We start from the raw sequence: 24,196 nt of genomic DNA on the forward strand, positions 1-24,196 counted from the left end.
AGCCGTCAAACTTAGTTGTAGGCTGGGCTTGTGACCGTTTTTGCCCTTCCATATCATGCCGCACTTGTATTTTGCCCGCAAAGCTATCGAAATGTCCCCCCTCCGGTCCGGATTGTGATCCAAACCGTCGTTGAACTCATCCCACCACTTCTGCTGTTTGCCGAAGAAGCTGTGCCTCCGCAGGATAAACCGCTGCTGATGCACATCCTTGAAGGTCCGTGGATTTTAATCGTCGGATTTGTGGTGATTTTCTATTTCACCTTCGTCATTCCAGAAAAGCGACGAAAGGCAGAAGAAGTCAAACGACTGGCTTCAATCACGAAAGGAAGCCGGGTTGTGACGGTCGGTGGTTTGCACGGAACGGTTGTCAGCACGAATGCCGAAAGCGACGTGTTGACATTAAAACTGGACGAAAGCGGCAACGTGCGGGTTAAGGTCAGTCGCTGGGCGCTGACAGTCGTCGACGACAAGAAAGAAAAAGATAAGGACAGCGAGTAGTCCAAAGATTTTGAACAGAATTCCGAATGGTGACTCGTCGCCTTTAAGGCGATCTTGCGAGAAACCCGGTGGGTTAAAACGAAATCAATTGGGCCTAGCGCTCATCAATTACACATCACTCTAGAACGCCTACTATGGAATCGTTAACTCTCGCCCAATCGCTGATCGGATCGAGCGCAGCGGCTGACTATCTCGGTTCATTCGCTTCGTTGGTCGCTCAAGCTGAGCAGCAAAAAGGCGTTTCCTGGGAACAGCTTCTGTGGGTTGCCGGCGCATTCGCCGTCATCATCGTGCCCTTCATCGTTGGTGGTTTTCTGGCCAAGCAGTTGAAGATGCCCGCACATTCCGTGCGAATCGGTTTCTTCCTGTTGGCGGTCACCGCGAGCGTCGCTGTGCTACTAAACCGTCTGCCCGGACTCGGCGTCGACCTTCGTGGCGGCACCATCTTGGTATACGAAATTGACCCCAGTAAATCGAATCCCGAATCGGAAAGTCAGGTCAAAAGCCAGGACTTGATTGGTCCGCTAACCAAGCGGATCAACCCCGCGGGTACTCGCGAGATCGTGATTCGGCCTTACGGCGACAGCCAAATCGAAATCATTATCCCCGAAGTCGATCAACGCGAAGTTGCCACAATCGAAGAAGTGCTGCAGCAAGCCGGTATCCTTCGTTTTGCCATCGTTGCCAATCGTATCGACCACCAGCGTCTGATCGACTTGGCTACCGAGCAAGCTTCGTCACCTGATCGCGCTGTTCGCCTGAGCGAAATGATTCAGGACGAAGATGGACGCGTTATCGGTCGTTGGGCCGAAGTGGATCGCGAAACATCGGCGAAGTCCGACGTCAAGCCGCTTCGTGTCGATGTCGGAAGTGCGATCGTCCGCAATCCAGACACCGGAGACCTCGTTGACCTGCCCAACAGCGTTCGCGGGATCGATAGCGAATACAAGCAAGCTCAATGGATCGACGAAAACGGTTTGAGCGGCTTGGAAGTCCTGATGGTGATCAACCCCGATGTTGACGTCAAAGGTGAAGACCTCGCGTTCGCGTCGACCACCTTTGATGAAAAAGGTGCTCCCGCAGTTGCATTCAACCTTACCGAGTCAGGTAGCCGCAAGTTCCGCTTTTTGACAACAGAAAATTCGCCCCAGGGGACTCGCCAGCGTCAGTTGGGCATCGTGATGGATGACCGTTTGTTGTCTGCACCAAACATTCTTCAGCCGATTAGCAAGCAGGGACGAATCACCGGTAACTTCACGACTGAAGAAGTTCGTTCACTGGTCGACGTCTTGAAAGCTGGCCAGCTACCTGCCGCTTTGACAAAGCAACCGATCGCGAAGAATCAGATCGATGCGACTTTGGGAGCGGACACGATCAAGAAAGGCGTTTACGCAATTGGCGTTTCGCTGGCTTTGGTCCTGTTGTTCATTCTGTACTACTATCGCTTTGCCGGTGTCATCGCATGTACCGCGTTGATTTTGAACCTGGCAATGATTCTGGCGACGATGGTTCTAATCAACCAACCGTTGACCTTGCCAGGTTTGGCCGGTTTGGTTTTGACCGTCGGTATGTCGGTTGACGCAAACGTTTTGATCTTTGAACGGATCCGTGAAGAGATCAACAAAGGTGCGAAAAACCGCATGGCGATTCGCAACGGTTTCGCCAAAGCGACCGTCACCATCGTCGACGCTAACTTGACGACGTTGTTCACCGCAATCGTCCTTTATGCGATCGGTACCGACCAGATTCGTGGCTTTGCCGTCACGTTGATCTTGGGCATTTTGTACTCGATGTTCACGGCGATTCACATGTCGCGAACATTCTTTGATATCGCCGAGCGTCACAACAAGTTGACTCTCAGCATGTCCGATTCGGTCAACAGTCTCCGTAATGCCATCTCTGGTGGAGGAATGTTCGACTTCATCGGCAAAGGCAAGATCGCATTGGCTGTTTCGACGGTCCTGATCATCATCGGTGTCGCTTCTCTTGTCGTCCGTGGCAAAGGCATCTTGGACATCGACTTCGCTGGCGGTTCTTCGGTTCAATTCCGAGTTGCCGAGTCGACTTCGACCGCTGACATTCGAACCATTGTTGGCGATGGCATCGGTGAACAAGACGGTTCCCCCGTTCAATTCACCGTTAACGGTGTAAAGATGGACGAAGCCGAGCCAGGTACGGTCTTCAAAGTTGACTCGTCGATCGAATCAGTCGGTGAACTACAAAATCGAATCGTCGCAGCTTTCGCTAACGCCGGTGGTGCCGAGTTGGTGACTTACGATGTGACGATCACCGGTGACGGCGAGTCGACTTCATCGATCGATAATTCCAATGGCGTGATGTTGACCGCCGCTCAGGACACATCCGAAGAGCCAGCCGAACCGGCGGCCGATTCTGCAGATGACGAACTGGCAGCCCAATCGGCAGTTCGTCGGATTTCGCTTGGTGTGGACGGTTCTGATTCAGCGGCTGCAATCAGCGGCCCTGCTTTGATTCAGCGTCTCAAGCAAGCCGCTGACGAGCTATCGATTCCGTTGAACGACCGTGCGGTCAAATTGCTGCCCGATGGCGAAGGATCCGAAGATTGGAAGAGCGGATCGAGTGTTCCGTTTTCGAATTGGAAGATCACTTTGCCGATGGATGAGCAAAAGGCTGCTCAGGTCATGCAAGGTGTCGAGAAGTCACTTGGCAACGAACCCGTGTGGGTCAGCAGCAGCAGCGTCGGTGCCCGTGTCGCCGGTCAAATGATTGGACGAGCATCGGTCGCACTGTTTGCCAGTTTGATGGTGATCATTCTCTACATCTGGTTCCGATTCCAACGTGTGATTTACGGTTTTGCCGCTGTGGCAGCACTTGTTCACGACGTCTTGATCACCTTGGGTGCGATCGCGATCAGTTACTACGTTGCCGATGCTCTCGGTTTCTTGCTGATCGATCCATTCAAGATCAGTCTGACTGTCGTCGCGGCACTACTGACGATCATCGGTTATTCGTTGAACGATACGATCGTTGTCTTTGACCGTATTCGCGAGACGAAAGGCAAAGCACCACGTTTGACCGGCGAGATGATCAACACCAGCATCAACCAGACCTTGAGCCGAACATTGTTGACTTCGTTGACAACGTTGATCGTGGTCGTGTTGTTGTACGCGTTCGGCGGTGAAGGCATTCACGCGTTTGCGTTCGCCTTGGTCGTCGGTGTTCTGGTCGGGACATACAGTTCGATCTTCGTCGCCAGCCCCATTTTGTTGTGGTTGGTTCAGCGAGGCGAAAAGTCCACGCCGGCTGCATAGCCTGGGTCTGGTACTGACACCCTTGTGCCTTTCACCAGCGCGAACTGTGCTGCAAAGCTGGGTACGAGGGTGTTTCGTGATCGAGTGATCACAACTCTTGATCGTATGTGCGATTGAGCTTTTCGGTTAGAACAGTTCAATCGCCTCTGAAGTTCTTTGGTTCGGCATCATCCTCGGCTATGATGATTTCAACAATGATGCCCGAACGGTCCCCAAGAGTTCTCTTGCTCTTGTCGGTGTTGGGCAACGCTTACATGTCCCTTGCTCAGCATGGTCGAAGCACCAGTTGAGACATTCGTGACCGATTTGGTGAGTCGATGTTTTTTAGCATGATGCGAAGGTGCGTTTCGGCTGGGTTGCTCGCTCTGGCAAGCATAGTTGTTGCTCCCGCTGCCTTCGCCGTTGAAGTCGGCACCGACAGCGATTCCGGCGTTGATGTCGCACCCGGCTCGGTTCAAGAAGATCCTGTTCGCTCGGTTCAAGAAGACTCGGTTCGCTTGATTCAAGAAGACATCCAGTACCTTGCGTCTGAAGAGCTTCGCGGTCGTAGCGTAACGGACGAAACGATCGATCAGGCACGTGACTATATCAAAGGGCGGATGCAGTCGATCGGTTTGGAGATGAACCTAGTCGGTGGCGATGGGCTGCAGCCCGTTGAGATCTCGGTCGGAAGTGAAGTTCGCAGTGTCGAAAAGAACTATGCCGAGTTCAACTTTGGGGCGGGCGATACGATCCTGAAGAAGGCGGTTTTAGGCAATGGTTTTTCGCCACTCTCGGTTGGCATTGATTCCGCCGAGGTAAGTGGACGTCTCGTCTTCGCTGGGTACGGGATCAGTAGTGAGGAACATCAGTACGATGATTTTGCCGGTGTCGATGTGAAAGACGCGTTCGTGGTCATCTTGCGTAAGGAGCCTGGGGCGGACGATCCTGAAAGCCGATTCGACGGGGTTCAAAACACACGTCATGCGTACTTCGCGGTCAAGATTCAAAACGCGATCCGCCATGGCGCTGCAGGAGTCTTGATCGTGAATGATCCGGCCAGCATTCGCGATGCGGTTGGGAAAGAGCAGGACCGAATCACCTTGGAAGAAATGAGGTTGGTCGAGCTACGTGAGTTGCTTAATGATCTGCCACCCGAAGCGGTTCGCAACATTGCCGCGACGAAAGATAAAATCGCGCGTGCGGAGAGCTTAATCGCGTCGATCCGCAAAGACGTCGAAAACGCGCGGCGTGGGGTTTTGAATCTAAGCGATGCGGGGACGCAAACTAAAGAGTCAGCAAAGATTCTCGTCGCGTCGATCGCCCGCGACATCGCCGACCAACTGGTCCGTCATGCTGGTCGGGAGTCTCTTGATGCGATCGAGAATCAAATCAACGAGAGCTATGTCCCCGAAAGCTTTGCTATCGAAAATGCAACCGCGACTGTGTCGGTCGACCTAAAACCGGCGGTCTTAAAAAGTGACAACGTGATCGGTCAGATTGCTGGCAAAGGACCGCTTTCCTCGCAAACAATTGTCATTGGTGGCCACTATGATCATGTCGGCATGGGGGGCTACGCTTCCTTGGCTCCAGGAACCATCGCCGTTCACAACGGGGCTGACGACAACGCCAGTGGAACAGCTGCAATGCTAGCTTGTGCTCGGCTGCTTCGCGAAAAGCTTTCCGGTGTCAGTAACCACCGCACGATGGTGTTCATCGCATTTACTGGCGAGGAACGCGGGTTAGTCGGCAGCCAGTATTACGTTGAGCATCCGGCATATCCGATCGAGCAGACGACCACCATGATCAACTTTGACATGGTAGGACGATTGCGAGACAACGAGTTGACGGTGTATGGGACAGGGACGGCAAGCGATTTAGAAGGGTTGGTTGATGAGGCCAACGAATCGATGGGATTCGATCTCTATAAAGTTGCTAGCGGATATGGCCCAAGCGATCACCAATCGTTCTATCGAGCCGGTGTGCCGGTCCTGTTTTTCTTCACTGGTTTGCACAATGACTATCACCGGCCTTCTGACGATTTCGACAAAATCGATTTCGGTTCGCTAGGCCGCATAACCGATATGGTTTCCAACGTGGCTTATCGCTTGGCGGTTATGCCCCGACGACCTGTTTATGCAGACACCGACCCACGCATTCAGATCCGTCGCCAAATGACGGCCTATTTAGGGATTCGTGTTTCTCTGCTGGCAGGCAGTGTTGAAATTGTCGAAGTGACGTCCGGTGGGCCGGCATCACAGGCAGGATTGCAAGTTGGTGATCGAATTAAATCGATCGGCCGCAAACAGATTCAGACCACGAATGATTTACTATCGTGGGTTCGGAATCATTCGGCTGGCGACGAATTTGAGATCAAAATCGAACGCCAAGGCAGCGAAATGACACGTCGGGGAAAGCTTGAAAAACGTCCTGAATAATGGGCTGATCAATCTTTACGCAGCATGGCGGTATTGCCACAATCGAAAAACTGTCACTGGAATCGGTCAACCGACCGGTGTGTCGGAAGCTCATCCGAATCATCATAGGCAAAGGATGTCTGTGCGGCTGATGTTTCTGAAGCAATAAGGACGCGCGACTCATAACGCAAGGAGAGCGAAAGTGCGAACCGTTCGCCACCAAGTCTATGGAATCGCCATCGGATTGGCTGCCGTGTTGGCGCCCGGTCTCATGGCCACTCAAGCACAGGCGCAGAACACGGAACCGCATCGCGTTGCGGTTGTTGATGTCGCCTCTATCTTCAAAAATCACCCAGGCATTCGATCGCAAGTAAAAAAGATCGAAGCGGACCTGAAAGCCTTCGATGCAGAATTGAAGGAAAAGCGTGAGCAACTTCGTCTCTCGGCTGCAAAGCTGAAAGACCTGACACCTGGCACCCCCGACTATGCTGCTCTCGAAGAGCAGATCACGGACATGGATGCCAAGTTGCGTTTGGAGATGAATCGTAAACGTAAAGAGCTAGCTGACGCTGAAGCGAAGATCTACTTCGACAACTATCAGCACATCGCTGCTGGTGTGAAGTTCCTCGCCGGTCACTACAAGATCAACTTGGTTCTTCGCTATAACAGCGAGGAAATGGAACCAGGTGTTGGTGAGTCTGTCATCCGTGGCGTCATGAAAAACATCGTTTACCACGACGATCAGTTGGACATGACCCCAGGTGTGATGCAGTACTTGGATCGAGTGATCAAAACTCAAGTCGCTGCGAATCCAGGTGCAAGCCTCAAGTAGGCCCATCACCCGACTAACGAAGTCATAAAAATCAGTCGCCGACCGATTCGTTCGGTCGCGTGGAAGTCACCGGCAGGATTTATTTTGCCATTAGAGCATCGAACGGATTTGATGCGTGACAACTGCGATTCCATCGGACGGATCCGATGGGCGACTTTTTAAGACACCTAAGAGCGACGTGTCGAATTCGACCGTCGCTTTTATTTTTTTCATCATCGAATGGGAGGGCTCGACGTGATGTTTTCTCGCAATCAGCATACGATCGCTTCAACTTGTGCTGTTTCTGGCCGCGGCTATTGGTCGGCCAAAGAAGTCACCGTCGTTATGCACCCTGCCCCGATCGGCACGGGCATCCGCCTCGTCCGAACAGACTTGCCATCGAGCCCCAGCTGCGATGCCAATGTTTTGAATCGAAGCGACGCAAACCTGAGAACGAATCTTGAATCAGGTGACGCGAAGTTTCAGATGGTCGAGCATCTGATGGCAGCTCTTTACGCGTTGGAAATCGACAACTGCATTGTCGAAATTGACGGCGAAGAATTGCCCGGTCTCGACGGTAGCAGCAAGCCTTATGTCGATGCCCTGTCGCACGCCGGTTTGATTGTCCAAGCAGAGCAACGTAAACGCCTTGTCATTCAACAAGTCATCACGCTCCGTGAAGGTTCATCCTGGATTACCGCTTCGCCGGTTCCTACGGGAGTGAGCCACTTCGGATACCAATTGGCGTTTGATTGCGACGGTCCAATTTCGGAACAGTCGTACGGATTCAGTTGCACCCCGATCAACTTTACCCGTGACGTCGCACCTGCCAGAACTTTCGTGACGCTCGAACAAGCGACCGCCCTACACCAGCGCGGTGTGGCACGTCATGTTGGGTACAACGAACTGTTGGTGTTCGGCGATGACGGTCCGGTCGACAACGAATTGAAGTACCGAAACGAGTGTGCTCGCCACAAAGCTCTTGACTTGGTTGGCGATCTGTCGCTGGTCGGTGTTGAGCTTATCGGAAAGTTTATTTCGCATCGCGGCGGACATAGCTTGAATGGCCGTATGGCGAAAGCGTTGTACGAGCTGATGGTTCAGCAGCAGTACCGTGAATCGGAACTGTCGCAGCGACGCGCTGCGTAATCGATCCGGACTGTTTGCCCAGACGCTCGCGGATTCGCTAGAGCGTCTTCTCTATTGCATGTGGTTTAGTTGCTACTGGTAGCAGTCGTTGGTAGGCGACCGGTGTACGCAACCTCGTTTGTTCCCGCTTCTGCATGACGATTCTGAATAAACGTCGGAGCGTTAAAGTTTCGGTTGATCCGTCAGTCATACACCTGGCGATTACCGGACCAAGGAGAGATTGCGGTTGGGAATAACGGGATTTTTGAGTTGTGAAAATTTCGTCAAAAATCATCCCAAACCGATCTCGATTCCAAAGCGGTTCATCCGCTAATGTCACTTTGCCCGCGCGGCTCTGCTCACTTTCTTACCCCTGAATTGACGTTTTAATATGAGCGTTGTTATTGCACCGACGGCCATCGTTGATCCGAAAGCCCAACTTGGCAGCAACGTTCGCATCGGACACTTCTCGGTCATTGGGCCGGATGTGACGATTGGCGATGGAACTGTGGTCGACCAACATGTCGTGATCACTGCTCAAACCACAATCGGTGAAAACAACCGGATCTTTGCCGGCACCGTCATCGGTGGTGATCCCCAGGACACTAGCTACAAAAATTCGCCGACTCAAATCATTATTGGCGACAACAATATTTTCCGCGAACACTGCACCGTGAATCGCGCGACCGAAAAAGAAGACGGGATCACGGAAATCGGTCACGACAACTATTTGATGGCCGGCACTCACGTTGCGCATGATTGCAAAGTTGGTGACCGCATCGTGATTGCAAACAACGGGATGCTCGGTGGCCATGTGCGTGTCGGAAACGACGTCACGATCGCCGGTGGCGTTGGTGTCTCGCACTTCGCAAGTATCGGTCAGCTGAGTTTTGTCAGCGCGATGAGCCGAGTTCTGCATGATGTTCCACCCTACACAATCGTGGATGGTCAGCCCAGCAAGCCACGTGCGGTCAATACGATCGGTTTGAAGCGTCATGGCTACACGTCAGATGACGTCGAAGCTTTGACTCAAGCGTTTCGATTGCTCTATCGTGCACGTGTCGGTGTGGATAAAGCCCGTCAAGAGATTTATACCAATGGTCCTATTCGTCCGGTGATCAAGCACCTGTTTGATTCCATCGAACGATCTTGTTCTGGTCGGCACGGACGTGGCCAAGACCAACGAGGAAAGAAGAAAGCGGCATGACAAGTTTGCGAGTTGCTGTTATCGGTGCAGGCCACTTAGGTCGGATTCACAGTAAACTTCTAGGCAGCGTTGACGGCGCCAAATTGGTTGCGATCAGCGATCCGATGGAACCGGCTCGCAATCGGGCCGCCGAGATGTTCTCGGTTCCGGTTGTCGAAGACTATCGTGAGCTAATTGATTCGATCGATGCAGCTGTCATTGCTTCGCCAACAGATTCTCATGCAGAGATCGCGACCGAATTGCTGAAAGCCGGCAAGCATCTGTTTGTCGAAAAACCTTTGGCAATTTCTTCTGCCGATGCGGACCGACTTGTCATGTTGGCCGCCTCGAAACGTTTGACTTTGCAAGTCGGTCACGTGGAACGATTCAACCCGGCGTTTACTGCCTTGGGTAAAATCGGCGTCGATTCGAAATACGTCGAAGCAGTACGTGCGTCACGCTTTCCAGGTCGTTGCCTTGATGTGGGCGTTGTTATGGATCTGATGATCCACGACATCGACCTCGTCTGTTCGATGACGGAAGCCGCCGTGAAAAGCGTCAGCGCCAGCGGACTAGCTGTTGTCAGCGATCACGAAGATATCGCCGAAGCTCGCGTCGAATTCGAATGTGGTTTGGTTGCCAACCTGAAAGCTTCACGTATCAGTCCGACACCGGCTCGATCAATGCAGGTGTATGGTCCAAACGGATTTGCCGAAATCGATTTCTCTGGTCCCGCATTGCACACCGTGCAGACCAGCGATGCGTTGATCGATCGAGAATTTGATTTGGAAGATGCGACTGACAATCCGCTCGGTTACGCCGACGAACTGTTCAGCGAACACCTGCAGTTGGGAACGCAGCAGCTAGAGCCACGGAACGCCATTTTGGATGAACTGCATGACTTCGTCATCAGCATTCAGTCTGGCATTTCACCGACCGTCAGCGGCGCCGCCGGTGCTCGAGCGGTTGCAATTGCAGAGCAAATCCTGAATTCGATCGAGGAGCGAGCTTGGTATCAAGACGCCACACCTAGCGAGACTGGATCGCTTGCATCGGTCCGAACAAGAATCGAAGCAAAGCCACGGCTCCGAAAAGTTGCTTAGGCGGCAGCTTGTTGACGACTCAATTACGCCAATTTGGCGATCAATTACAGACGCTTCGCTGTTTCCCAGCGAAGCGTTTTTCGTAAACGTGACTGCCTTCGCAGGTCGCTCTCCCTCGATAGGCGGAAATGGTCCTTTCAGGGCCATTCGCGGCACCGCGTTGTTCGCATTCGCTGGGCCCGCCATGTAAGATATCTATGGTACGAGTATCTGTACTCGCCTCCCCGCCTCAGCCGCCCTGCGATAGTTTCTGATGCTTCCGATTGTTGAGCACCCCGCCGCTGCGAAAGAGTTTGTTACCAACCCAGATCGCTCTCGATGGCACGATCGGGCGTTGTGGTTTGTTCGCAGCAAGCGCGATCTGCAGGCATCGTCGTTGCCCGAGTGGGAGTATCTGCGTCAGACGGCTTCGCAAATAAAGACGCATACAATCGCGAACTTGGCTCACTACCTGGAGCAGTTCGAGCAGAACGCGATCGCCGCCGGCGCGAAAGTTTATTGGGCCGAAGACGCCGCCGAGCATAACGAAATCGTGCTTCAGATTCTTCGCGAACACCGCACGTCACGGATCGTGAAAAGTAAGTCGATGTTGACTGAAGAGTGCGGACTAAATCATCACTTGGAAGCGAACGGAATTGACGTCGTCGACACGGACTTGGGCGAACGGATCGTTCAGCTGCGAAAGGAAACTCCCAGCCACATCGTCTTGCCGGCGATCCATATCAAGAAAGAAGAAGTCGGCGAAACGTTTCATGAGCATCTCGGTACTGAGGCAGGTGCTTCGGATCCAAAGTACCTGACCGAAGCGGCGCGAGGCCATCTACGCGATAAGTTCCTTGCCGGTCAGATCGGAATCACCGGTGTAAACTTTGCGATCGCTGAGACTGGGGGAATTGTCGTCTGCACAAACGAAGGCAATGCGGACCTGGGTACCTCGATTCCTAAAGTTCATATCGCGTGCATGGGAATCGAAAAACTGGTTCCACGTCAACGAGACCTTGGCGTGTTCACACGTCTTCTTGCACGTTCGGCAACCGGACAGCCTATCACAAGCTACACATCGCATTTCATCGGTCCAAAAGATGACCAAAGCGAACTGCATATCATCCTTGTTGACAATGGCCGAACCAAGCTGCGAAGCAGTCCTACCTTCCGCGCCGCGATGCACTGTATCCGCTGCGGCGCATGCATGAATACGTGCCCTGTTTATCGACGAAGCGGTGGCCATAGCTATCGTGCGACGGTGCCAGGTCCCATCGGCAGTGTGCTTTCGCCGACACGTGATCCGAACTCATATAAGAGTTTGCCTTACGCGTGCAGTCTATGTGGGTCTTGCAGTGATGTTTGCCCGGTCAAGATTCCATTGCACCATCAGCTGTTAGCTTGGCGTGGTGAACTGGTTGGTAAGAAATTGCTGCCGATGGGTAAACGTGTCGCAATGACATTGGCTTCGCATCTGTTTCGCCATCCGCGACTGTTCACAACAGCAGGGGCGATCGGAAGACTATCGCTAAGAGTGATGCCTCGGTGGATGACCCACAACCGATTCAATAAATGGTCGATTGCGAGGGACATGCCAAAGCCACCACAGGAAAGTTTTCGAAACTGGCATCGACGCCATCGTGGCAACTAATTTTTTTTGCCATCGCGAAAATAGATACTTTCCAGCACCATTCACTTTGCAATTTTGATGATTCAGCAAACTCCATCTCGAAGAGCGATTTTAGACCGGATCAAAACGCAGCCTGTCGAAGGCCCCGCGTTACCGGATGTCGATCCAAATATCGTGATCGCGTTTGATGATCCGGTAGCGAAGTTCCAGGAGATGTTGATTGCCGTCGGTGGTCAGTCCCATGTGGTCAGTTCATACGAGGCGGTTGGAAAGACTCTGCAAACGTTTGACGAGTTTGCATCCGCAAAGCATCTTGTATCACTTGTGCCCGAAGCTGTAGCGGGCACGGTGTCGACTGAATCGGTTCGTGACCCATTAGCTTACGCGACAGTCGATTGGACCATCGCCAAGGGCGAATTTATGGTCGCGGAAAATGGTGCGATTTGGGTCGATGGAAAGACACTGCCGCATCGCGTCCTGCTATTCATCGCGCAGTACTTAGCGATCGTGGTGAAGAAGTCCGAAATCGTTTCCAACATGCATCAAGCCTATGAAAGGGTGGATGGCTTTGGAGGACCGTTCGGGATTTTCGTTTCGGGACCGAGTAAGACTGCGGACATCGAACAATCGCTAGTCTTAGGCGCTCACGGATGCCGAAAGTTGCAGGTCTTTATCGTTGATGACAAATGATCTATCGAATGCTCTAGCCGGCCGCCGCGACGGCTAGCTCTTCCGTATTCGCCTCCGTTTCGGCAACGGCGTCTCCTTCGGCGGTTGATGCGTCTGGATTATCAGTCTCTTGCTGATTTGCAGCCTGCTGATTCGAAACGGATGCATCGCCCTCTTCGCCAATTGGCAGTTTGAACTTGCGGAAGATCTCTTCAAGCTCTGGCGTGGACTTTCCCGTCGCGATGTGGCTGACAGTGTAGCGTGGTAATTTCAACAGCTTGAAACACCGGTCGATGATCTTGTCGGTTTTGTGTGGGATCATCACTTCGTCTAGCTCGGCGTCTAGTTCAAATTGAATCGCACCGGTCTTCTTCGGAAATGATTTCCATCGCATTGATGGCCATGGAACCTGCTTTGCGCAGATGCGTCGGTCCAGAAAACCAATCTCGGAAAACTCCAGGACTGGCTCTTTTAGCTTGAATGTGCGAAACGTCTGAAGGCTCATCAACAACGCGGATGTGAAGAGCATGACGCCAACGGTGGAGACGAACAGGCCGACCAGGATGCTTTTGGGTAGCAGTAATGCAATTCCGAAAACGGATAGCACCAACGATAGCACAGACATGACTGCCCAAACTGCGAGGTGGATGGTTGCTTGCTGCTTATGAAGATCGATTTGGACAGGTTCACTCATGTTATTCTCCTACGGACTTCAAAAGCTTGGGGCAGAAGTCAGAACAGAGCATGAGGATTTATCGGGCAATGTCGGATCGATGCAGGCGTCGACATTGGATTGCATCAGTTGGAATGACCATGCCGTAGCATCAGCTGTCAATGTCCGTAATCGCCCCCACGAGATGTTGGATGTGAAGGGAAACCTTCACGCGGCGTTTCAGCTGAGCTTAGGCTCTGGCGACGCCTTCAAAATCGATGAATTGAAGCGGGGTGTTGGACAGAGGTTGTGGCAAGTCAACACGATCGAAATTGATGCATTGTACGAACCGATAGGTGAACTGCGACAACGATGGTTCGGTGACGCGTTGTAATTCTAGGCCGACTGATGAAGCCACGCATCGATGACTGATTTCCGTGTTGGGCTATGGCAACTGATTCTTTCAAGGATGAATCAAGAACGAAACAGCACGCTGGTGAAATGGCATGCTGGCTGCGGGAAAACAGTAGGTCTTGTTTAAGACCAAGTGTGCTGATTCGACACCGGATGTGAATCGCTGAGCGGTTATTTTGCCGGGAATGTTCGCCACATGTCACGGGTGGCTGTCGAACATCCCGAATGCTGCAAACTTCGCGAGCGTACGCACGGTATGTTTGAGTGCTTCAAAAGAGGAGGGGCAAATAGGTGCATTGAATGGTTCTGTGTGATGAAGGTCAAAGCAATTATTCATTGCAGATTTGCAACTTCTCGAAAATGGCCACCGCTACTCTTACAGAGGAGATTGCCATGATCACCCCAGTGAATTCGGTACTCGCTAGTTCAATACATATCAATTTGAACAACCACGCCAATGCCGCCGAGAAGCTTGCGACTCCGGATCGTTCAGAAGATGTCGACGCTATCATCCAGATGAAGCGATCGAAACAAGCCGCCGAAGCTGCGATGGCAGCGATGCAGCGGGTGAACGAGACTGCGGAACACTTGCTCGATATCGTTGTCTGATTAAAGACCACGACGGTTTGCCCTCATCGTTTTTCCTGCTAACCCTAAGTGCAATTTATCCTGCGGTCATCGCAACGACGTTGTTGCCGCGTTTTACGTGGCATTTGACGCTATCGTTGTGTCTGCAAACCGCATCCCGTGATTCTGTTACATCGATCAATGAAGGTCATTCCGCAACTGAGTGGTTTTTTATCGCTCGGACGACCTAGGGCTTCATAACTGCGTCCTAATCTTGCAGCGGGAATGCTTCATTCGCCAGCGCACTTCTGGCAACGATTTGATGTGTCTCCAATGGTCGGGACATTTAGATCCGCTGATTGATATCACGAGGCGAGCTGATCTAGGTGTTTGCTTCATTGCCAAAGCAGCCGACCCGATTGCACGCTCTATAAGCAAAACACTCCAATGCCGTTCGGTTTGTCCGTATGAACTACAACAATTTCTCTATGCGTACGAAGCTGTATCTGATGATCAGCCTCTATGCAGCAGGTTTTCTAGCTTTCGGCATTTGGTCGTACATGGCACTTTCAGCCTCGAAAGTGCAAGGGCCGTACTACCAGCGGATCATCCAAAGCAAAGACTTGATCGCGGATGTCCTGCCACCGCCAAACTACATCATCGAATCCTATTTGAACGTTTTGCGATTGACCGATGCGATCGAACGCAAAGCTTCACAGGCTGAAGTAGAAGAGATGCTTTCCGAAGCGAAGGCCTTGCAGGATGAGTACAAAGTTCGGCAAAAGCACTGGCAAACAGATCTATCCGGTGGCGAACTTAAAGAGACGATGACGGTTGCTTCACGAGAACCGGCGGAACGGTTCTATGAAATTCGCAACAACCAATTCATTCCTGCTTGTTTGAATGGTGACTTGGATCAGGCGAAGGCTCTCGCTCGAGGACCACTGAAGGACAACTACGACGCACACCGAGCCGCGATCGATCGAGTTGTCGAATTGGCAACGGCGGCACACCAACATGAAGAAGCGGACGTCGCCGCGCTTGTCAAAAACCGAACGGTCGGATCCGTGGTTCTGGTTGTTGTAATCTTGATATTGGCATGTGGCTTTGGTGGATACACATTGATTAATACGGTGACTCCTTTCCGCAAGCAAGCAGACTCGACTCGGATTCTAGCTCAAACAGTTAAAGACAACGTGAGTGAGCTGACCGGCGCGGTGCAGCAACTAGAGGTCAGTATCCAAGAAATTTCTGGTAACGCCAGCAACGCGGTCAGCGTGGTTCGTTCAGCGGTCGATGCCGCTGAATCAACCAGTATGACGCTCGGTAAGCTGGGCGAAAGCAGCACCGAAATTGGTAACGTGATCAAAACCATCAACTCGATTGCCGAGCAGACCAACCTTCTCGCTTTGAATGCGACGATCGAAGCGGCTCGAGCAGGTGAAGCCGGAAAGGGTTTTGCCGTTGTTGCCAACGAAGTCAAAGACTTGGCAATGGAAACAAGTCATGCAACCGAAGAGATCATTTCACGCATCGACTCGATTCGGGCCGAGACAGTTGACGCGGTGAAGTCGATCGAAAGCGTCTGCACCGTGATCGCCGAAATCAATTCGACCCAGGAAGCGATTGCGGCTGCTGTCGAGGAACAGTCTGCGATGACACGTGAGATTTCTCATACGATCCTGACGGTGGCCAACGATACCGAATCGATCGCGACGGACGTCAAGACACTGGCACAAGCGGCCAGCTCCGCCAGCACTGACTTGCCAAAACAAAATCGCTTTTCAAAGTTCTCGATCGGCTCGATGTCACCTGCAACGGCAAGCTAGTCGAGTGTTTGTATAGCGATCATGAAATGAAAAAGCTCATCTGCAACATAGTTACAGATGAGCTTTTTTCTTTGAAGTTGCGTGGGGCAACCTTAGATTATTTGCACTACCGGGCGGCTCGCAATTGGCCGCGGGCGCGGCGGATTGCGGTCTCACGAAGCTGAGCCTGCTCGGGTGTCTTTGCCGACATTTCGAGTGCTTCTTGCAGCGACTTCTCGGCTTCACCCACGTCCAGCAGATCGACTGGAATCGATCGGCTGGTAAGAAGGTTGACCGTATTGCCTTCGACTTGGGCAAAGCCACCGTCGACAAAGAAACGCTGCGGGCCGGCTGCGGTTTCCAATTCTAGTTTGCCGTAGCCAAGGCGACCGATCATCGGGGCTCGGTTGGGCAGGACTCCCAGCGAGCCGTCGAACATGGGCAGGGTGACCGAAGTGGCTTCGGTGTCCAATTCCGTTCGCTCGGGCGTGACAACGATACAGCGAATCGCCATGGTTTATTTCTTCTCCATCTTCTTGGCTTGCGCCTCGGCTTGCTCGATCGAGCCGACGTACATGAAGGCTTGCTCGGGCAGGTGATCCCACTTTCCATCGCAGATTTCTTCGAAGCTGCGGATGGTGTCTTCCAAGGGGGTGATTTCACCAGCTTTACCGGTGAAGACTTCCGCGACCAAGAAGGGCTGCGAAAGGAATCGCTCGATACGACGAGCGCGGTGTACGACGGTCTTGTCGTCTTCGCTCAATTCATCAACACCCAAAATGGCGATGATGTCTTGCAGTTCACGGTAACGTTGCAAGATCGTTTGAACCCGTCGTGCGATCGTATAGTGACGGTCACCGACGTATTGTGGATCAAGAATACGCGAATTCGATGCGAGTGGATCGATCGCAGGGTAGATACCCTTTTCCGAGATCGAACGCTCGAGATAGATAAACGCGTCAAGCTGACCGAACGCGGTCGCAGGTGCGGGGTCAGTCGGGTCATCCGCAGGAACGTAGACCGCTTGAACCGAGGTGATCGCACCCTTCTTCGTCGAGGTAATTCGTTCTTGAAGTGCACCCATTTCGGTTGCCAGTGTTGGCTGGTAACCCACCGCTGATGGCATCCGTCCAAGAAGTGCTGATACTTCCGAACCTGCTTGCGAGAAGCGGAAAATGTTATCAACAAACAACAGGGTGTCTGCACCGGTCGTGTCACGGAAGAATTCCGCCATGGTCAAAGCGGATAGCGCGACACGAAGACGCGATCCTGGTGGCTCGTTCATTTGGCCGAAGACCATGCAAGTTTGCTCGATAACCTTACGGCCGGTTTGACCGATCTCGGTTTCTTGCATTTCCAACCAGAGGTCGGTGCCTTCACGAGTCCGCTCACCCACACCGGCGAAGACCGAGTAACCACCGTGGCTGCTAGCGATACGAGCGATCAATTCGGTCAAAATAACGGTCTTACCCAGACCCGCACCACCAAACAGACCCGCTTTACCACCACGAACAAACGGGGTCAAAAGGTCGACAACCTTGATACCGGTTTCGAACAACTCGGTGTTTGTCGAAAGTTCGTTAACCGGAGGAGCTTGGCGGTGGATGGGCCAGTGATCTTCTGCGGTGACTGGACCGCGGTTATCGATGGGGTTACCCAGAACGTTGAAGACGCGTCCCAGTGTTTCCTTACCAACAGGAACCGATACTGGCGAACCGGTGTCGGCGACATCCATTCCACGCATCATGCCTTCGGTACTGCCGAGTGCGATTGCACGGACACGCCCACCACCGAGGTGCTGTTGCACTTCACCGACCAAGTCAATGGTGACTCCCTTGTGCTCACTCTTGATTTCCAGAGCGTTGTAGATTTCGGGAAGCTTACCTTCGGGGAACTCGGCGTCGAATGTCGACCCGATGACCTGCGTGACTTTTCCGACGACGCGTGTTTCCGTTGCGGTGGACATGCTTTTCTTTCTTCGGGTGTTGGATGTTAAGGGGTCGTCGCAGCGACCGATGTGATTGAATTTAGTGGGTGGATTAGTTTTCCAGAGCTTCGACGCCGCCGATGATTTCCATGATTTCACCGGTAATTTGGCTTTGGCGAGCTCGGTTGTATGTCATCGAAAGTTCTTTGATCATTTCGCCTGCGTTTTCGGTCGCACCTTTCATCGCAATCATACGAGCGACTTGTTCGCTAACCGCGGCATCCAAGAAACACTTGAACAATCGAACTTTGAAACTGGTCGGTACGACCTCTTCCAAGATGCTTTCTGCCGACGGTAGGAATTCGTAATCGACGTTGCTGCCGCCTGCTTCTTCGTCTGCACCTTCACCGCCTTCCAATGAGCCAAGTGGCAGCAATGTTTCGACGACAGGAATTTGCTTGGAAGTGCTGATGAACTTGGTGTAGACAACATCCAGGCGATCGATTTCGCCGGTGATGTAACGGGCCAGGTACGAGTTAGCAATCGCTTCGACTTCGTCGTACTTCGGTTGGTCTTCGAAGTTCAGGTGACGTTCGTCCGTTTTGACACCGCGAAAACGCAAGCCATCGACTCCGCGTTTGCCACTGACATCGACAACAGTGCTGGGAACGGTTTCTTGCAAATGGCGAATGCGGCTCATCGCTTCACGAAGAACGGCCGCGTTGTAACCGCCACACAAGCCGCGGTTGCTGGTCAATACCAGCGTGCGTGCACTTTTGACTTCGTCTCGTTGTTCCAACAACGGGTGTTTGACATCCAGACCGGCCGCTGCCAATCGCGAGACGATCTTCGTGATCTGTGCGGTGTAAGCGGTTGCCGCCTGGGCCCGCTCCATCGCTTTCTTGTAGCGAGCCGTGGCGATCAATTCCATTGTCCGCGTGATCTTGCGGATGTTCTTGATCGACTTACGTCGTTTATCAAGCGCTCTTGCGTTGGCCATGAAACGTAAAAGGAATGGTGTTGTTCGTTGTTAAGACAATCGGATCGGTTGATCCGTCCGTAAAGCCGACGTGGCCCGACTTAGGCAGCAGGCTTGTAGCCGGCTTTGAAGTCTTTGATAGCTGTTTCCAGCATACCGACGACTTCATCGGTCAAATCGCCGACTTCAACGATCTTGGTCAGCAGGCCGCTGTGCTTATCGTGGATGTACTGCAAGAAGTCCTGTTCCCACTGCTGAACCGTCTTGATTTCGACGTCGTCCAGGAAGCCTTTGGTGCCGGCGTACAGCGAGCAAACTTGCTCGGCAACGGACAGCGGCTGGTACTGTGGCTGCTTGAGCAACTCGACCATTCGGTAACCGCGATCCAGCTGTGCTTGGGTGGCGGGATCAAGGTCGGTACCAAGCTGTGCGAACGCTTCGAGTGCACGGAACGCAGCCAAGTCAAGACGCAGACCACCGGCGACTTTCTTCATCGCTTTGATCTGTGCGTTACCACCGACGCGAGAAACCGAAATACCAGGGTTCATCGCGGGACGAACGCCGGAGAAGAACAAGTCAGGCTGAACGTAGATCTGACCGTCGGTGATCGAGATCACGTTCGTCGGGATATACGCAGAAACTTCGCCTTCAAGCGTTTCGATGATTGGCAAGCTGGTGATCGATCCGCCGCCGAGTTCATCCGACAGTTTGCTGGAACGTTCGAGCAAACGGCTGTGGCAGTAGAAAACGTCACCGGGGTACGCTTCACGTCCTGGTGGACGACGCATCAGCAAGCTCATCTGACGGTAGGCTGTCGCTTGCTTGCTCAAGTCATCGTAGACAACCAAAGCGTGTCCGCCGTTGAACATGAAGTGTTCGGCCATCGCGGTCCCTGCGTAAGGAGCGATGTACTGCAAAGGAGCGGGAGCACTAGCACCGGCAGCGATGACGGTGGTGTATTCCATTGCACCGTGCTTTTCCAGAACGTCAACGACACCGGCGACTGAGCTGTCTTTTTGGCCGATCGCGATGTAGAAGCACTTAACGCCTTTGCCTTTTTGGTTCAGGATTGCGTCGATGGCGATAGCGGTCTTGCCGGTCTTACGGTCACCGATGACGAGTTCACGTTGGCCACGTCCGATCGGGGTCATCGCGTCGATCGCTTTGATACCGGTCTGCATCGGCTCCATCACGGGCTGACGCTCTGCAACGCCGGTCGCGATGATTTCGACGGGGCGTGTGATGTCGGTTTGAACGGGGCCTTTCCCGTCCAGTGGGTTGCCCAGTGGATCAAGCACGCGGCCGACGACGGCGTCACCGGCAGGAACGCTTAGCAGGGTTCCAAGTGCTTTGACTTCTTCGCCTTCTTGAATGGTCAGGTAGTCACCAAGGATGATCACACCGACGCTGTTTTCTTCCAGGTTAAACGCCAGTCCGATCGAGCCGTTTTCGAACTCGACCATTTCACCGGCCATCACGCCGGAGAGTCCATAAACGCGAGCGATACCGTCACCGACTTCGAGGACCGAACCGACTTCGCGGACGTCGATCTTGCTATCGAAGTTTTCGATCTCTTGCTGCAAGACCGTTGCGATTTCGTCGCTATTGAATTTCATGGCAATCTAAAGCGGATGTTAAAGTGACTTTTGTATGGTTTGATCGCCACCGCTGGGGAACGCCAGGTGGCATCATTAGGTTATTCAACTAGGTTTGCAAACTTCTCGGAGAGCTTAGCCGAGAAGCCTTGTTTTGCCCGCTTGCCGATCGAATCGATCCGCCCAGCGACGCTGTTATCAAACACGGTGTCACCGACTCGGATCACCATGCCGCCGATCAATTTTGCGTCGACAACCTCTTGCAATCGAACCTGCTTGCCTAGCTTTCCGCCAAGGCTTTCGATGATTGAAGCACGAAGTGTGTCGTCCAGTGGCACCGCCGTTTTGACTTTCGCCAGCACGCGGCCGCTCATTTCATCAAGCTGCTTTTGCGCACCTTCGTACACGGTACTGACGTATCCGAGACGTCCGCGTGTCGCCATGACTTTGAGAAAATTGACCACCAACGGATCGAATTCGCCTTCGAAGATCCGTCCGATGATCCGCTGTTTCTCTTCGACGTCGATACGTGGTGAAGCGAACGCAGAGGCCAGCTTGGGACTGCCGGCCAAGTATTCATTGACCAGGGTACCAAGTTGATCGACCACCTTTTCGGCGATACCGGACTTGCTTGCCGCAGCCATCAGTGCCTGTGCATAGGTCTTGCCCAGCTGTTCGGCACCGGTGTCCATCACCGTTTCGTGTTCAACCGCTTGAGGATTTTCCATCGATGATTCCAAACGTTAGCGATGCCACGCGGGTGTGACATCGCGATCAGTTTTTATTCTTCAGTTCTTACTCGGGATCTGGTCGAGTGCGTTGCGGATCAGGTCCGCGTGGTCACTCGGTTGCAATTCACGACCGACGACTTGCTTCGCGACGCTCATCGCGACCGCCGAAGTTTGGTCGGCGATCTCCGCCAACGCGACTTTCTTAGCGGTTTCGATGTCTGCCTGAGCGCGTTCGCTTTGGCGAGCCGCTTCGACTTTGGCATCGTCGACGATTCGTGTGGCGTTTGCTTGGGCGTCCTTGCGAGCTTCGGCCAAGATCGTTTGAGCTTCGGCAGAAGCTTCGGCGACCTTCTTTTCGTAGTCAGCGAGGATCTGCTGAGCTTTCTCGTTCGCTTCCTGAGCCTGATGCAAATCGCTGTGGATCTTATCTTCGCGGGCTTTCAGGCCACCGAGGATGACCGGCCAGACAAATTTCGCCAGGATCAAAAAGACACCCAAGAAGATCGCCAAGTTGGCAACCGCGGCACCTGGATCGAACGACAAAATGGGTGGCATCGGGCCCGCGGCATGATCGCCGTGTTCGCCGTCAGTGTGTGCTTCGTCACCCGCGACGTCGTGATCATCATGGGTGTCCGTCACATGTGCCTGACCTGCGTCGGCTTCATCGGCGGCGCTAGCAACGTTGCTTGCGGGAACCGTCAAAACGAGAACGCAAGCGAGCAGCAAGGTTTTCAACATCGACATCAATTTACCTTGATGGGTGCATCAGGATCGGTCTGCATCGGGCAGCTTTCGGCACAACGAACTGCACCGAACTGCGTCAGACACAACACCGGGATGGACTAGATGAACCGCGAACCAAACCGTTCGGGCCGAGAGCGATCCCTGCGGCCACCGATCGATTCGCCAGCGTTCACTTATTTCAGGAACATCAGAATCAAAGCGACAACAGTCACACCTTCGATAAGAGCGGCCGAAATCAGCATCTGGGTGCTGATCGTTCCGCTGGCTTCAGGCTGACGTGCGATCGCTTCAACGGCGTTACCGCCAATTCGACCAATGCCCAAGCTGGCACCGATAATCGCCAAACCCATGGCCAGACCGACACCCATCGTGCCGAAACCTGCGTCCTGTGCCAACAACATTGCGAAGTCAATCATCTCTCGTTTCGCTCCTAGGAATTCTTTCGTCGCCCGCACCGAGCGGGAAATCAAAAAAGGGGAAAGTCAAAGGGTTAAGTAAACAAAGTTATGCGTCAGCCAAACCGGCCAAGCGAGCCGGATCGGTAAACTTATCCAAGTCCATTTGAGCTTCGTCGCCAAGTGGATCATGTGCATGTTCGTCATCGTGATCGTGGTGGTCATGCGAGACCGTCGCGATAAACAACACCGTCAAAAACGTGAAGATGAACGCCTGCAACAAGCAGATGAACAGTTCCAACAACGTTAACGCGATGCAGCCCAGTACAACTGCGACCCAGACACCATAACCAAGCAATTGCGAGACGGAAGCGGCGGCGAACACCAATCCGACGATTGCCGCGACAACCAAGTGACCCGCCATCATGGTGCCAAACAAACGCATGGCCAAGACGACGCACTTGATAATTAAGCCCATCCATTCAAGGACGTAAAGCGGCAAACCGATGCCATAGGACATCAGCTTGGGGCCGTCCCATCCGATCGGATTGAAGTGCGAAAAGAATGTTTTCGCTCCGGTCTCGTAAATACCGATGCCAACGATCGCGATGAAGCTACACATCGCAAGCATGATATTGAGTGAAAGGTTGCCTGTTGCCGTGCCGCCCCAGTGACCGAAGTGCGACGCATGATCGGACACCGGCATCGCACCCATGTGCAGACCGGCACCGAAGGGGATCAGCCCCAGGACGTTGGCGAACAGGATGAAGAAAAACACCGTCCACACGTATGGAATGTAACGGTCAGTTTTCTCGTGTAGGTTTGGACGGACAACTTCGTCGCGGATGAACCAGCAGATGGTTTCAAACATCTGAGCCAAACGGCCTTTCGTTTGGTAAGCGTCCAATCCCTGACCTTTGACGCGGACCTTCATCGCCACGTACGCAAACACCAGCAGGACCGCCAATGCTGTGACAGCGGTCATCATCAAGTGGTTGGTCAGATAAAAGCTGTACTTGCCGTCTTCGATAAACAGCGCGGGAATGTCCCCACCACCAACGTCAATCGTGAACAGCGGCTTCTCGTGCAACCTGTGTGGCACGACGTGCGAAATCGGATTGTCGGCAGCGGCGATAAACAGATTCATTGAACCGATGGATTGACTTTTGAGCGGGATGAGTCCGCGAACTTGTGACTTGGGCTTACCATCAAATCACGCTTTGATAAGGCGCGGGCAAGCGTGATGACTTCCGTGGACGTCAAGTAGACGTACCAAATCAAGATCGCCGCAGCGATCTGTTCACCTGCGGCGGGCAATTGATACCTGCACAATGCCGCAAGTGCAACAGTCCCAGCGAGACGAATCAGTACTCCGACAAAAAAACCTGCAGCGACAGGCATAACGTTGTTCACGCTATCCTCTGACGGTTGCTTGCGAAACGCCTCGATCAACGCTCCGGGTAAGCTGGCCGCGAGTGCAACGAGACCGCTTCCGATACAGGCCGCGATCATCAGTTCACCTGTTTCGACATCGCTGTTGAACACTCCTACGACAGTCACTCCCGCACCGGTCAACCATGCAGTCCCAACCGCAATCATCCCCTTTAAGGAGATCGAGTTAGTCGGCTGTGCTGAAATCGTGGCCAAGGTCTGGTTCGCGTTTGAGTTGGATGGCTTTGTTGCCGCAGCAG

General features: G+C 53.1%; 23 protein-coding genes. 12 read left to right on the forward strand and 11 right to left on the reverse strand.

What is annotated here, in order from left to right; all coding sequences use genetic code 11:
• The first annotated feature begins 114 nt into the window (after positions 1-114).
• The 4 genes from yajC to LOC67_RS18580 all read left to right on the forward strand — a co-directional run bounded on the left by yajC (position 115) and on the right by LOC67_RS18580 (position 7,016).
• The gene (gene yajC, locus LOC67_RS18565; RefSeq protein ID WP_230264195.1) at positions 115-498 is read left to right on the forward strand and encodes a preprotein translocase subunit YajC; all 384 of its coding nucleotides are present in this window, start codon (positions 115-117) and stop codon (positions 496-498) included.
• A 134-nt stretch (positions 499-632) separates the two neighbouring features.
• Positions 633-3,788 carry a protein translocase subunit SecD gene (gene secD / locus LOC67_RS18570; protein ID WP_230264196.1) on the forward strand — a complete coding sequence of 1,052 codons (3,156 nt, stop codon included), beginning with the start codon at positions 633-635 and terminating at the stop codon, positions 3,786-3,788.
• A gap of 329 nt (positions 3,789-4,117) precedes the next feature.
• Positions 4,118-6,205 (forward strand): M28 family peptidase, encoded by a 2,088-nt coding sequence (locus tag LOC67_RS18575; RefSeq protein ID WP_230264197.1) that lies wholly within the window; start codon positions 4,118-4,120, stop codon positions 6,203-6,205.
• Positions 6,206-6,386: 181 nt separating this feature from the next.
• Positions 6,387-7,016 carry an OmpH family outer membrane protein gene (locus LOC67_RS18580; RefSeq protein WP_230264199.1) on the forward strand — a complete coding sequence of 210 codons (630 nt, stop codon included), beginning with the start codon at positions 6,387-6,389 and terminating at the stop codon, positions 7,014-7,016.
• Positions 7,017-7,106: 90 nt separating this feature from the next.
• Here LOC67_RS18580 and LOC67_RS27420 read toward each other — a convergent pair whose 3' ends face one another.
• Complete coding sequence (locus LOC67_RS27420) at positions 7,107-7,232, reverse strand: hypothetical protein (protein WP_261366985.1); 126 nt, start codon at positions 7,230-7,232, stop codon at positions 7,107-7,109.
• Between the two features lie 3 nt (positions 7,233-7,235).
• Here LOC67_RS27420 and lpxC point away from each other — a divergent pair, with 3 nt between their 5' ends.
• From lpxC to LOC67_RS18605, 5 genes are all read left to right on the forward strand, one after another.
• Positions 7,236-8,144 (forward strand): UDP-3-O-acyl-N-acetylglucosamine deacetylase, encoded by a 909-nt coding sequence (gene lpxC / locus LOC67_RS18585; protein ID WP_230264200.1) that lies wholly within the window; start codon positions 7,236-7,238, stop codon positions 8,142-8,144.
• A gap of 370 nt (positions 8,145-8,514) precedes the next feature.
• Positions 8,515-9,330 (forward strand): acyl-ACP--UDP-N-acetylglucosamine O-acyltransferase, encoded by an 816-nt coding sequence (gene lpxA / locus LOC67_RS18590; protein WP_230264201.1) that lies wholly within the window; start codon positions 8,515-8,517, stop codon positions 9,328-9,330.
• The gene (locus LOC67_RS18595; protein WP_230264202.1) at positions 9,327-10,412 is read left to right on the forward strand and encodes a Gfo/Idh/MocA family oxidoreductase; all 1,086 of its coding nucleotides are present in this window, start codon (positions 9,327-9,329) and stop codon (positions 10,410-10,412) included. Before lpxA ends, LOC67_RS18595 begins: the two co-directional genes overlap by 4 nt.
• Before the next feature lie 253 nt (positions 10,413-10,665).
• Positions 10,666-12,045 carry a lactate utilization protein B gene (locus tag LOC67_RS18600; protein WP_230264203.1) on the forward strand — a complete coding sequence of 460 codons (1,380 nt, stop codon included), beginning with the start codon at positions 10,666-10,668 and terminating at the stop codon, positions 12,043-12,045.
• 57 nt (positions 12,046-12,102) lie between these two features.
• Positions 12,103-12,714 carry a lactate utilization protein C gene (locus LOC67_RS18605; RefSeq protein ID WP_230264204.1) on the forward strand — a complete coding sequence of 204 codons (612 nt, stop codon included), beginning with the start codon at positions 12,103-12,105 and terminating at the stop codon, positions 12,712-12,714.
• A 13-nt stretch (positions 12,715-12,727) separates the two neighbouring features.
• Here the strand turns inward: LOC67_RS18605 and LOC67_RS18610 are convergent, their stop codons facing one another.
• Entirely contained in the window at positions 12,728-13,387 is a 660-nt protein-coding gene (locus LOC67_RS18610) for a hypothetical protein (protein ID WP_230264205.1), read from the reverse strand.
• Between LOC67_RS18610 and LOC67_RS18615 the strand changes: the two genes are divergently transcribed.
• The 3 genes from LOC67_RS18615 (at position 13,386) to LOC67_RS27425 (ending at position 16,155) form a co-directional block, all read left to right on the forward strand.
• Entirely contained in the window at positions 13,386-13,739 is a 354-nt protein-coding gene (locus LOC67_RS18615) for a hypothetical protein (protein ID WP_230264206.1), read from the forward strand. The genes LOC67_RS18610 and LOC67_RS18615 overlap by 2 nt on opposite strands.
• A 380-nt stretch (positions 13,740-14,119) precedes the next feature.
• Positions 14,120-14,368 (forward strand): hypothetical protein, encoded by a 249-nt coding sequence (locus LOC67_RS18620; protein ID WP_230264208.1) that lies wholly within the window; start codon positions 14,120-14,122, stop codon positions 14,366-14,368.
• A 446-nt stretch (positions 14,369-14,814) separates the two neighbouring features.
• On the forward strand, positions 14,815-16,155 hold the full coding sequence (locus LOC67_RS27425) for a methyl-accepting chemotaxis protein (RefSeq protein WP_315861068.1): 1,341 nt from the start codon (positions 14,815-14,817) through the stop codon (positions 16,153-16,155).
• 106 nt (positions 16,156-16,261) lie between these two features.
• On the opposite strand, the gene LOC67_RS18630 is transcribed toward LOC67_RS27425, so the two are convergent.
• The 9 genes from LOC67_RS18630 to LOC67_RS18670 form a co-directional block, all read right to left on the reverse strand.
• Complete coding sequence (locus LOC67_RS18630; protein WP_230264209.1) at positions 16,262-16,648, reverse strand: F0F1 ATP synthase subunit epsilon; 387 nt, start codon at positions 16,646-16,648, stop codon at positions 16,262-16,264.
• Positions 16,649-16,651: 3 nt separating this feature from the next.
• Positions 16,652-18,100: a F0F1 ATP synthase subunit beta gene (gene atpD / locus LOC67_RS18635; protein ID WP_230264211.1), complete on the reverse strand. Its 1,449-nt coding sequence runs from the start codon at positions 18,098-18,100 to the stop codon at positions 16,652-16,654.
• Between the two features lie 73 nt (positions 18,101-18,173).
• Positions 18,174-19,061, reverse strand: a complete 888-nt coding sequence (gene atpG, locus LOC67_RS18640; protein WP_230264212.1) for an ATP synthase F1 subunit gamma — start codon at positions 19,059-19,061, stop codon at positions 18,174-18,176.
• Positions 19,062-19,141: 80 nt separating this feature from the next.
• Positions 19,142-20,656 (reverse strand): F0F1 ATP synthase subunit alpha, encoded by a 1,515-nt coding sequence (gene atpA, locus LOC67_RS18645; protein ID WP_230264213.1) that lies wholly within the window; start codon positions 20,654-20,656, stop codon positions 19,142-19,144.
• Positions 20,657-20,736: 80 nt separating this feature from the next.
• Positions 20,737-21,363, reverse strand: coding sequence for an ATP synthase F1 subunit delta (atpH, locus tag LOC67_RS18650; protein WP_230264214.1), 627 nt, complete (start codon positions 21,361-21,363; stop codon positions 20,737-20,739).
• Positions 21,364-21,423: 60 nt separating this feature from the next.
• Positions 21,424-22,104, reverse strand: coding sequence for a F0F1 ATP synthase subunit B (gene atpF / locus LOC67_RS18655; RefSeq protein ID WP_230264215.1), 681 nt, complete (start codon positions 22,102-22,104; stop codon positions 21,424-21,426).
• Between the two features lie 179 nt (positions 22,105-22,283).
• Positions 22,284-22,526, reverse strand: coding sequence for an ATP synthase F0 subunit C (gene atpE, locus LOC67_RS18660; RefSeq protein ID WP_094415456.1), 243 nt, complete (start codon positions 22,524-22,526; stop codon positions 22,284-22,286).
• A gap of 88 nt (positions 22,527-22,614) precedes the next feature.
• Complete coding sequence (gene atpB / locus LOC67_RS18665) at positions 22,615-23,652, reverse strand: F0F1 ATP synthase subunit A (RefSeq protein ID WP_230264216.1); 1,038 nt, start codon at positions 23,650-23,652, stop codon at positions 22,615-22,617.
• Positions 23,649-24,152 (reverse strand): hypothetical protein, encoded by a 504-nt coding sequence (locus LOC67_RS18670; protein WP_230264218.1) that lies wholly within the window; start codon positions 24,150-24,152, stop codon positions 23,649-23,651. The genes atpB and LOC67_RS18670 overlap by 4 nt, the downstream gene beginning before the upstream one ends.
• Positions 24,153-24,196: the final 44 nt, after the last annotated feature.

This window comes from Stieleria sp. JC731 (genome assembly GCF_020966635.1).
Taxonomy (GTDB): domain Bacteria; phylum Planctomycetota; class Planctomycetia; order Pirellulales; family Pirellulaceae; genus Stieleria.